Here is an 11,608-nt window from a genome sequence, read left to right as displayed (position 1 = left end):
CTTCTCACATCTACAAGATAAAGATAGGAGGAAATGTCATGTCAAGGATTGATGATATTCTGAAAACAGCAAAGGAACATGGTGCATCTGATGTGCATATTACGGTTGGTATTCCTCCCAAGATGCGTGTGAACGGCAAGCTCATCGCGCTCGAGGGCTATAACAAAATGCTGCCGGACGATACCAGGGAAATAGCCGATACCATCATGAGCGTAAAGCAAAAGGAGCTGCTGGAGGCAAACGGACAGCACGATATGTCCTTTTCAATTATGGGGCTGGGGCGTTTCAGGCTAAACGTTTTTAAACAAAGAGGCTCAATTGCCATGGCAATCCGCCTTGTTGAGACGACAATTCCGGATGCGGAAACTTTGGGTATCCCCTCATCTGTTATTAATCTGTATCAGAGACAGAGAGGCCTTGTGCTTGTAACAGGTCCCACGGGATCAGGAAAATCCACAACGCTTGCCTCCATAATCGATATGATAAACAGCAACAGGGAAGCGCATATCATCACTCTGGAGGATCCCATAGAGTTCCTGTATCACCATGATAAATCCATTGTAAACCAGCGCGAGGTTGGACTGGACAGTGACAATTATGCGAATGCGCTGCGCGCAGCCCTGCGTGAGGACCCCGATGTTATCCTTGTAGGAGAGATGCGTGATCTTGAGACCATAAGCACTGCGATAACCGCAGCGGAGACAGGCCATCTTGTTTTATCAACGCTTCACACGATCGGTGCCGCAAGCACAGTGGACAGAATAATTGATGTATTCCCTCCGCATCAGCAACAACAGATCAGAATTCAGCTGGCGAACGTTCTTGAAGCTGTTATCTCGCAGCAGCTTATACCGACAATTGATGAGGAGGCAAGAGTAGCAGCCTTCGAAGTCATGCACGTCAATTCCGCGGTAAGAAACATGATTCGAGAAGGAAAAACCCACCAGCTCATCACTATTATGCAGACAAACAGAAAGCTTGGCATGGTCACTATGGATGAAGCTATCATTGATCTGTGCAGAGCCGGAAAGATTTCAAGAGACAAGGCGATTCAGTACGCTCAGGATCCCGAAGTTATGCAGAATAAGATTTTGAGATAAGATCAAAATATTTGATATAAAGATAATTTGTTTAGGTAAAATACGGACGAAAACACTTTTAGAAAGCGTTTTCGCCCTTATTTTATGCGGCTTTTGCAAAACAGAGGGAACGAAAAGCCAGGATTTTACGGGTAAAATGGCACTTTTGCACAAGCTTTATATGTAAACTGAAAGGCGACATAAAGCAAGTATTTATCATTGGTTTAGCGGTTGCGCAAAGCGCGCACTCTAAAACCACGACTTAATAATCGATTGTGCAAATTGTATAAGGAAAACGTTTTACGTTTGTTAAAAAATCCCCATTGACCACAACAATATACAGGACTACAATTACTTTCAGAACAACCGATTGCGCATATTGTTGCGCAATCGAAACCAAAACCATAGTTTCGGTAAATGGAGGAGAAGAAATGAAAAAGAAATTGGTATCAGTTATGTTGTCTACAGCAGTTGCTGCTACAATGCTTGCAGGATGCGGCGGCAGCGGTGCGGATTCAGCAGCAGACACAGCACAGAGTGTTGCAGATGAAGCCACTGAAACAGCAGATGCGGTTGAGGAAGCTGCAGGAGATGTTGCAGATGCAGCAGAGGACGTTGCAGAGGACGTTGCAGAGGACGTTGCGGATGCAGCCGAGGAAGCAGCAGACGACACAGACTACGGCACAGGCGAGATCAAGGTATGGGTTGCTGATAACGTAGTTGATTTCACAAATGAGCAGATCGCAACTTTCCAGAGCGAGCATCCTGAATTCTCAGGCTACACATTTACAGTTGAGCCTGTAGGTGAAGGCGATGCAGCAGGTAACATGATCACAGACGTTGAGGCAGGTGCCGATGTTTATGCATTTGCTCAGGATCAGATCGCAAGACTTGTTACTGCAGGTGCTCTTGAAGAGGTTGAGGAGAGCAATGCAGAGGCAGTAAAGGCTGAGAACGATGCCGGTGCTGTTTCAGCAGCTACAGTAGGTGGCACACTTTATGCATATCCTATTACATCTGACAATGGTTATTTCCTTTACTATGATAAGAGCGTTGTAAGTGATCCTTCCACACTTGAAGGCATCGTTGCTGATTGTGAAGCAGCTGGCAAGAACTTCTACTGCGAGATCAACTCCGGATGGTATCAGACAGCATTCTTCTTCGGTGCAGGTGCTGAGCTTACATACGATACAGATGATGAAGGTAACTTTACAAAATGTAATTCTACATACGCTTCCGATGCAGGTGTTGTTGCACTTAAGGAGATCGCAGAGCTTGCTTCTTCCAAGTCCTTCCAGAATGGATCAGCAGCAGGTGAGGCTACAAACGTTGGTGCTATCATCGATGGTACATGGGATGCAGGAACAGTTAAGGATCTTTTCGGCGACAACTATGCATGCGCTAAGCTTCCTACATTTGAAGGCGCTGATGGCAAGTCCTATCAGATGAGCGGTTTCGGTGGCTTCAAGCTCCTTGGTGTTAAGCCTCAGCAGGACGACAACAAGCTTGCAGTATGTGATGCTCTTGCAGCATTTCTTTCAAGCGAAGACGTTCAGCTTGCAAGATACAATGCAGTAGGTTGGGGCCCTTCAAACCTCAATGCTCAGCAGTCTGATGAGGTTAAGGCAGACGAAGCACTTTCAGCTCTTGCAGAACAGCTTCAGTACACAATTCCTCAGGGACAGTATCCCGGCGAGTATTGGTCACTTGCTACATCACTCGGTGATTCAGTTATCTCCGGTGAGATCACAAAGGATTCTTCTGACGATGACTTCAAGAAGGCTCTTGAGGACTTCCAAACAACATGTGAAGGCTATGCTCAGTAATTTTTCATAAAACTGATATAAGATCCTAACTTCAGGCTCGGAATCACTATTGTTTCCGAGCCTGTCTTAGGATTTGGGAAGACTAGTTTGTTCTATAGATAAGGAGGCCGAAGGTATGGGAGGAGACGCGAATAATAAGAAAAAGAGCGGAGCGTCTTTGTTCTTTGAGGCTATCGGGAATGGCTTTAAGGAAATCGGAGTAACATTTGCACAGGGAGATATAAAGACAAAGCTCTCATTTATAATTCTCGGACTTGGTCCTATTTTAAGAGGACAATTCGTTATAGGAATTGCGCTTCTTCTGTGTGAAGTGCTTTTCTTCTGGTTTATGTTTGGATTCGGATGGCAATATCTGTCCAAGATAACAACTCTTGGTACAATCGCCACCAAAAAAGTTAAGAGAAAGACGGTTTATGGCGACAACAGCTTTCTTATTCTGCTGTTTGGAATACTCTGTGTTTTCGCTATAATCGCTCTGATTACAATCTGGTACATCAATATTAAGGAAAATCGTAAGGAAGAGCTGGCACTTAAGTCAGGGAAAAAACTTCCCACCAACGGCGATGCCCTTCGTTCCTTACTTGATAAGAATTTTGATAAAACACTTCTGGCACTTCCGGTAACGGGTGTGTTTGTATTCACTGTGCTGCCTATTGTTTTCATGATTCTGGTAGCCTTCACCAACTATGATAAAAATCACCAGTCGCCTACCAATCTTTTCACCTGGGTGGGACTGGAGAACTTTAAAAACCTTGTTTCATTTTCAAAGAACGGACTTGGCCCCACATTTGTACAGGTTCTTCTTTGGACACTTATATGGGCTTTTCTTGCAACGTTCATTGATTACTTCCTTGGCCTTGCTGTTGCAATTTTGATTAATAAAAAGGGCATAAAATTTAAAAAGCTCTGGAGAACAATTCTTGTCATGACAATTGCGGTACCTCAGTTTGTATCACTTTTGTATGTCATGAAAATGTTCGCGAACGATGGTCTTATCAACGGTTATCTGAAGAAGTGGGGATTTATACAATCCTACATCCCGTTCTGGACGGATCCCATGCTCGCCAGAATTACAATTATTGTGGTTAATATCTGGATAGGTATTCCGTACATGATGCTTATCGCTACGGGACTTTTGATGAATATTCCTGAGGATCTGTATGAGAGTGCGAAGATCGACGGTGCCAACGGATGGCAGATGTTCAGAAGTATCACACTTCCCTACATGCTGTTTGTAACAGGACCTTTCCTTCTTACACAGTACACAGGTAACCTCAATAACTTCAACGTCATCTACCTTCTTACTCAGGGAAAACCGCAGTCCATGAATCTTGCTGAGAGAGCAGGTAATACAGACCTTCTGGTAACCTGGCTCTATAAGATGACGGTTACGGATACCAACTATAAGATGGCAGCTGTTCTCGGAATCGTAGTATTTATTGTTACTGCAGTTGTTTCCCTTGTGGTTTACAACATGCTTCCGTCAGTAAGAGATGAGGAGGGCTTCCAGTGATGAAATCATATAAAACAAAAAGAACCGTAAGTAACGTTATCGGATATATCGTTCTTATTTTAATAAGTATTATCTGGCTGTTCCCTTTTGTGGGACTTGTGCTTCAGAGCTTCAGATCCTATTCGAACGAGTACGGCGGAATGGTTGATTATCTGGTGCCTCATACTTTTTCACTGGATAACTACAGATTCCTGTTCTCAGGGGAGACTAACTTTGTAAAATGGTATGCAAACACGCTTATCATAGCTGTTTGTGTCACAATCTTTCAGACGATAATCATCCTCTGTGTAAGTTATGCGCTCTCAAGAATGAGATTTAAGGGCAGAACACTGCTCATGCGTTTTTGGCTGATTCTGGGAATGTTCCCGGGATTCCTCACAATGATCTGTCTGTACTTCCTTTTGAAGCAGTTCGGACTTACTCAGGCAGGTGCGGTACCCGGACTTATCCTTGTTTCTGTTGCCAGCTCAGGTATGGGTTACTACGTATGTAAAGGTTACTTTGACACAATTCCGAAGGCCCTTGATGAGGCTGCAAGAATTGACGGTGCTACAAGAGCAAGAATATTCTTTACAATGATTATTCCTATGTCAAAGCCAATCATTATCTACACCGCGCTGGTTGCATTCATGGCACCCTGGTGTGATTACGTATTTGCATCCTATGTTGCTTTTGGTCATGACACCAGCTATAACGTTGCGGTAGCTATGACAAGATGGGTTTGGACCAACGACTATCAGGGATATTTCACAAGATTCTGCGCAGGCGGAGTACTTATTGCAATCCCTGTATTACTTCTGTTTATGTTCCTTCAGAAATACTATGTTGAAGGTGTAACCGGTGGTGCTGTTAAAGGTTAAGCAGAACTTTCTTATGAAAAATGGCAAGAACATATGACTATGAATAATGCAAAAAAAACTACACTTGAGGATGTAGCGGCTGCCCTTGGAGTTTCCAAAACCACCGTTTCCAGGGCTATTTCGGGAAAGGGGCGTATAGGTGAAACTACAAGGACCCGCATTCTTGAATACATTGATCAAAATAATTTCAGACCGAATGTCGTAGCAAAGAGCCTTGCTGAGAGCCGAACCTTCAGTATTGCTGTAGTCTGGCCGGGGGATTATTCTCTTGTGGATCTTTCGTTTTTTCAGAAGTGTCTTGTCGGAATGAGTGAAGTGACCAGCGGACACGGATATGATATTATCGTGTCTGTGGTCAGCGGAGATGACATGAGCAGCCTTAAGAGAATTATTGAAAATCGCAAGGTTGACGGTGTTGTTCTGACAAGAACTCTGATCTATGACAAGCCTGCAGAATACCTGCTAAAAAGCGGCGTTCCTTTCGTTGCAATAGGTGAATCACCGGATGAGAGAATCATCACGGTTGATAACGATCACTTTGATGCATGCAAGGAGCTCACCTCGATTATGATAGGAAAAGGGCACACTAAACTTGCCCTTCTCGGAGGATCAAGAAATCTTGTGATCACAAAGAAGAGATATGAAGGGTTTGCAGCAGCCTTTGCACAGACAGGGAAAAAGCTCGATGATTCGCTGGTTTTCCTTGATCAGGGAAACGAACAGAAGATGACTGAGATAGTAAAGCGACTGGCAGCCGAGAAGGTCGACGGTGTGATCTGTATGGATGATTTGCTTGCGGCTTATGTGATAAGGATCTGCAGAACAGCAAACATCAAAATACCCGAGGATCTTAGACTTGCATCTTTCTACAACAGTACAACGCTTGAAAACTCTGTGGTTCCAGTTACGTCACTAAATTTTGACGACAGAAACCTGGGCGCTGTTGCAACAAGAATGCTACTGCGACTTATCGACGGCGAGAAGGTCGAGAACCAGAAACTCAAGACCTACGAAGTAACAATGAAAGAGAGCACGAAGTAGTGCTCTCTTTACCTTACCCTAGGAGAATATTATGCTATCAAAAGATTCACAATTATCATTTAATACCATGTCACTTACCCTTGACGGAAAGGGTTTCTATCCCGTAATGGGTGAAATGCACTTTTCCAGATACAGGAACAGATATTGGGAGGAAGAACTCTGCAAAATGAAGAGCGGCGGTGTCTCTATCGTATCGCTCTACACAATATGGATTCATCACGAGGAAATTCGCGGTGAGTTCGACTTTAGCGGTGACAGGAATCTCCGAAAATTCCTTGGCACTGTTAAAAACGTAGGACTTAACTGCATCCTTAGAATAGGACCCTGGGCACACGGCGAAGCAAGAAATGGTGGTTTCCCGGACTGGCTTCTTGAGGATGCTAAAGAAAAAGGATACGAACTTAGAAGCAATGCGCCTGAATATCTTGAGCATGCGAGAAATTTTTATGAGCACATCTATGAGCAGGCAAAGGGATTTTTCCTGAAGGATGGCGGTCCTATCATCGGAGTGCAGATTGAAAACGAGTACGGACACTGTGGTGGTTTTGGCGGCGAGGAGGGTGAAAAGCACATGCGAACCCTTCGCGACATGGCTGTGGAAATTGGATTTGATGTCCCAATCTATACGGCAACCGGTTGGGGCGGCGCTGTTACAGGGGGCATGCTTCCTGTTATGGGCGGCTACTGTGAAGCACCCTGGGATCAGAGAACCACTGAAATCGAACCCAGCGGCAACTACATTTTTACCAAGGAAAGAAATGACCACAATATCGGATCGGATCACGGACTTGGTGTCGGGATCACTTTTGATATGGATAAATTCCCCTATCTTACAGCTGAGCTCGGAGGCGGACTTCAGGTTACTCACCACAGAAGATGCATAGCGACCGGAACTGATACCGAGGCCATGAGCATGGTGAAGATGGGCAGTGGTGCTAATCTTCTTGGTTATTATATGTATCACGGCGGAACGAATCCTGAGGGAAAACTTACTACTCTTCAGGAGAGCAGGGAGACAGGATATCCCAACGATCTTCCGGTTTTGTCCTATGATTTTAACGCTCCTATTAAAGAGTACGGGCAGATGTCCGAGACCTACAGAAGGGTCAGAAGACTTTCCATGTTTACCGCGGATTTTGGAGAGACACTTTGCGACATGCCATATATCCCGCAGCCCGGAAACCCGGATAAGCCGGATAACTCATCTGACCTTAGAACTGCTGTAAGGGCTGTGAAAAAGGATATAAACGGCGAAGAGCTGATGAGCGGATTTTTATTTGTGAACAACTATCAGAGAAGATATGAGCTCGAAGCTCATGACGCCATTACCCTGAAGGCTCATGATGAAAACGGAAATGTGATAGCCGAGTTTGAAGAGCGGGATGTGAAAAACGGTGACTATTTCTTCTATCCCTTTAACATGCCGATTGGCTTTGATGCGGTTCTGAAGAAGGCCAACATGATTCCTCTTTGCATTCTTCATGATGAGAGAGGAAGAGAAAATGCATACGTTTTCTATGCGGATGAAAGAGACTCGGCTGCAGCTGAGATAGAGGGTGACCTTGGAAGCATCAAAATCGTTACCTTAAGTAGCTTCGAAGCTGAGCATACCGTTAAGATAACCGACGAGAGGGGCGCTGAGCACCTGGTAATCTGCGAGTACGATGTTGTCGACAGGATTATCGGAAGCAACCAGAGAAGAAGCGGAGTGCTTGAAAACGGCAATCCGAACGGTTATGAGATTTATGCTGAGATTCCGTCTGATGGAAAAGAGCACACTGTTTCTTTCAGAGTGTGGCCGGATCTCGATGAGACACCTTCGGGATTTATTCATGCCGATGCAGAGAACGTGTCAGACACCTACATGGTGGACAGCATGGATTTTGCGGATTACAGATATGTGGATTCGCTGCTTAATCCGGTAAAGGCTGAGATAAAAGAAGACGAAAAGGCATACCAGCTGAATGTTACCAGCATAGACGAAGAGATTGATGAAGTTTATCTTCATATAAAATATGCCGGAGATCGAGGAGAACTCTTTGCAAAAAGTGACATCGATATTTTCCACGAGGGAGAGCTGATCGCCGACAGTTTTTACACCGGACAGGACTGGGAGATAGGCTTAAAGCGCTTTATCGGTTCTGAAGGAAAAACTGAGATGGAGGAGAGCTTTGAAGGCGAAGTGGTAATTCATCCGCTTTTCGAAGATCAGGAGATTTATCTTCAGGAATGGCCGCAGCTATCTGAAGAAGCAGAAGGTAAGAAGTGTGCCTGCAGAATTGATGCAGTAGAGAGCGTTGCACAGTACAAGATAAAACTATGGTGATATGACCAAAGACCGGATTATTTTATTATTTGTTGTTACTTGTAATAGCCATGCATGGTGGATTTTACCCACTGTGCATGGCACTTTTTTATGAAGGTGTTATTAGTCTTTGAGTCTTGTTCATTTTTTCCTATGCAGATTACTTTTATAATAGTAAAATAGTAATGCTGTGTTTAGCATTTTTTAATCTGTAAAAAGCGCGGCACAAATTGGGGGGAAAAACAAAAAAACGGAGGAGAGTATATGCTAGAAGACATCTTATTGGGACAAAAAAGTCTCTTTGAGACCGGGGTTCAGACTGTTCTGAGAGGACAGGAAAACAGGTACAGAAAAATCGTTATACAAAACGGTAATCTTGTGGCAAATGAACGCTCAGAGGAGAGCGGAATCTGTGCCAGAGTATATTGTAACGGGGCTTACGGCTTTGCATCTACTGCGGAGTATTCTAAGGACGCTGCGGCAAAGACCATTAAGGCTGCAACTGAAAATGCAAAATATCTTGATAAGTTTAATTCCGAAAAGAAGAAAGCTTATCCCGAAGTTATCAGTTCTCATATAACATCACCCAGAATGATAATTGATTATGAGCAGAAAAAACTGGTGGACATCTGCAAGGAAATCGATGCATACATCGAGAAGACCTACACGGATCTGCTTAGCAGAAGTGTAATTTATACGGAAGATACGATGGAGAAGATAATCGTTACTTCCGATGCATCGGACGGACATGTGGCTTATCCCAGATGTAGGATAATGGTCGAGTTCAGCATGAATTCAAGAGAAGGAAAACCGGTTGAACTTTTCAGAATGTTCTTTGGCTGCGGCCATGCAGGTGAGCATTTTGCAGATCTTAATCCTATATATGAAGGACTTGAGGATTTATATAAGAATATTAAAGCAAAGGCTGACGGTGTCTATGCCGAGGCCGGAGTTAAAACCGTAATTCTTCATCCTGATGTTGCAGGAATGATCGCACATGAAGCTGTGGGACATACTGTTGAGGCAGACCTTGTTGACGGCGGTTCGGTAGCCGGACCGAATTTTGGAAAACAGGTGGCATCAGAGCTTGTCAGCATTGTTGACTACGCTCATACAGCTTTTGGAGTGGACGCGCCCTTCCCGGTTTATCTTGATGACGAAGGCGTACCTGCAAAGGATGCGGTACTTGTTAAGGACGGAATACTTACAGGCTATATGCATGATCGTGAGAGTGCTCTTAAATATGGAGTTGAGCCCTGCGGTAATTCAAGGGGTTACACCTTTTCTGATGAGCCGCTTATCCGCATGAGAAATACGACTGTTCTTCCCGGAAAAGATAAGCTTGAAGACATGATTGCGTCTGTAGATGATGGTTATTATCTCTTGGGAACCGGTAACGGACAGGCTGACCTTACAGGTGAGTTCATGTTCGGAATAACCTGCGGCTATGAGATTAAAAACGGAAAGCTTGGAAGAGCTATCCTTGATACTACTGTTTCCGGTGTTGCTTTTGATATGCTGAAAACCGTTGATATGGTATCCGACTCCGTAATCTGGTGGAGCGGAACCTGCGGCAAAAAGCAGGCTATGCCTGTTTCAACCGGCGGACCGGCAATTAAGTGCAAAATAACGATCGGAGGTAGATAATGGCTAACTTATACGAAGTGTCGGATATAATTGCCGATTACATAAAGACTAAAGGTGACCTTAAAGCAGATTTCACTATCTATGAGACAGAGACAAATGAGATCACAATGAAAGACGGAAAGTTCACACTTTTCAGAACCATGTTTGATAACAATGTGTCTATCAAGGTAATCAAGGACCATAAGAAGGCATCCACAAGTATCAACAAGTGTGATAAGGAGAGCATTGAAAAGGCGATTGATGAAGTAATCGCATCAGCTGAAGCCGGAAGCCCCGATGAGGCATTCGACATTGCTCCTGGACTTGAACCTGCTTCGTTTACAAAAGGCGCACTTACTCCGGACATTGAGAAACTGATGGAGAGAACAAAGGAGCTTTCCGATGATATTGCCAGAGAGCATAAGAACATTATGCTTATCGAGATGTTTGCAAAGTATATCAGAGGGAAATCTATTTTCATAAATACGAACGGAACAAAAGATGATGTGGATTTCGGTTACTATATGATTGCTACCGAGTTCGCAGGAAATGATGGTGAGAACACCACAGGTGTTGCTGTTTCATATGCAGTGTTCGATAATCTGGACAGCAAACTTATCACTCTCGGAAGCATAGAGAAGGATCTGCAGGATGCAGAGAATTCACTTAATCCTATGAAAATCAGCGATAAGTTTGAAGGCGATGTAATACTCACACCCGGATGCGCATCTCAGATGCTTGGTGCTATAATCGGCAATACGGTTGTTGACCATACTCTTATTACAAAGACAAGTGTATGGCTTGATAAGCTCGGAGAGCAGGTTGCTTCGCCGCTTCTAACAGTTCGCTTCAATCCGTGGGATGAAAGAATTCTTGCCACAGAGGTTCATACATCTGATGGTTTCAGGTCAGAGGACTATAACCTTATTGAAAAAGGTGTTCTCAAAAGCTTTGCGGCTAGTTTGTATGCTGCAAACAAGTGTGGCGTAAAACGCGCACCGAATTCATCCTTTAATACGGTGGTTGATGCCGGTGATACACCCTATGAAGATATGGTGAAGAGCATTAAGAGAGGCCTTATTGTGGGCTCTGTTTCTGCCGGATCACCGGGGGCAAATGGAGAAATGTCCGGTGTTGCCAAGAACGCTTTCTATGTAGAAAACGGTGAAATAAAAGGAGCTGTCATTGAGACCATGATAAGTGCTAATCTCTTTGAAATGCTTAAAAATATTCGTGCGATTTCGAAAGAGCAGCTCTGCGACGGAAATATGGTTATGCCGAGCATTCTCGTCGAGAACGTGACGATATCCGGAAATTAATAAGCCTTCCCCTTGGGGGATGTATAAATAATATGCCTT

The 11,608-nt window shown here is 44.1% G+C and carries 8 protein-coding genes; all 8 read left to right on the top strand.

Going from position 1 to position 11,608, the window contains the following annotated elements:
• The first annotated feature begins 38 nt into the window (after window positions 1-38).
• The 8 genes from BMW61_RS10250 (at window position 39) to BMW61_RS10215 (ending at window position 11,569) form a co-directional block, all read left to right on the top strand.
• Window positions 39-1,100: a type IV pilus twitching motility protein PilT gene (locus BMW61_RS10250; RefSeq protein WP_022760745.1), complete on the top strand. Its 1,062-nt coding sequence runs from the start codon at window positions 39-41 to the stop codon at window positions 1,098-1,100.
• Window positions 1,101-1,510: 410 nt separating this feature from the next.
• A complete protein-coding gene (locus tag BMW61_RS10245; RefSeq protein ID WP_091821574.1) occupies window positions 1,511-2,905 on the top strand; it encodes an extracellular solute-binding protein in 1,395 nt (464 codons plus the stop codon).
• 115 nt (window positions 2,906-3,020) lie between these two features.
• On the top strand, window positions 3,021-4,418 hold the full coding sequence (locus tag BMW61_RS10240) for a carbohydrate ABC transporter permease (protein WP_022760743.1): 1,398 nt from the start codon (window positions 3,021-3,023) through the stop codon (window positions 4,416-4,418).
• Window positions 4,418-5,278 (top strand): sugar ABC transporter permease, encoded by an 861-nt coding sequence (locus tag BMW61_RS10235; protein ID WP_022760742.1) that lies wholly within the window; start codon window positions 4,418-4,420, stop codon window positions 5,276-5,278. The genes BMW61_RS10240 and BMW61_RS10235 overlap by 1 nt, the downstream gene beginning before the upstream one ends.
• 39 nt (window positions 5,279-5,317) lie before the next feature.
• Window positions 5,318-6,319 carry a LacI family DNA-binding transcriptional regulator gene (locus BMW61_RS10230; RefSeq protein WP_242876700.1) on the top strand — a complete coding sequence of 334 codons (1,002 nt, stop codon included), beginning with the start codon at window positions 5,318-5,320 and terminating at the stop codon, window positions 6,317-6,319.
• A 31-nt stretch (window positions 6,320-6,350) separates the two neighbouring features.
• A complete protein-coding gene (locus tag BMW61_RS10225) occupies window positions 6,351-8,645 on the top strand; it encodes a beta-galactosidase (RefSeq protein ID WP_091821569.1) in 2,295 nt (764 codons plus the stop codon).
• A 243-nt stretch (window positions 8,646-8,888) separates the two neighbouring features.
• On the top strand, window positions 8,889-10,271 hold the full coding sequence (locus BMW61_RS10220) for a TldD/PmbA family protein (protein ID WP_091821566.1): 1,383 nt from the start codon (window positions 8,889-8,891) through the stop codon (window positions 10,269-10,271).
• On the top strand, window positions 10,271-11,569 hold the full coding sequence (locus tag BMW61_RS10215; protein ID WP_091821563.1) for a TldD/PmbA family protein: 1,299 nt from the start codon (window positions 10,271-10,273) through the stop codon (window positions 11,567-11,569). Before BMW61_RS10220 ends, BMW61_RS10215 begins: the two co-directional genes overlap by 1 nt.
• Window positions 11,570-11,608: the final 39 nt, after the last annotated feature.

The organism is Butyrivibrio sp. ob235 (assembly GCF_900109475.1).
GTDB lineage: Bacteria > Bacillota > Clostridia > Lachnospirales > Lachnospiraceae > Butyrivibrio.
This window is presented reverse-complemented; position numbering and strand designations above follow the sequence as displayed.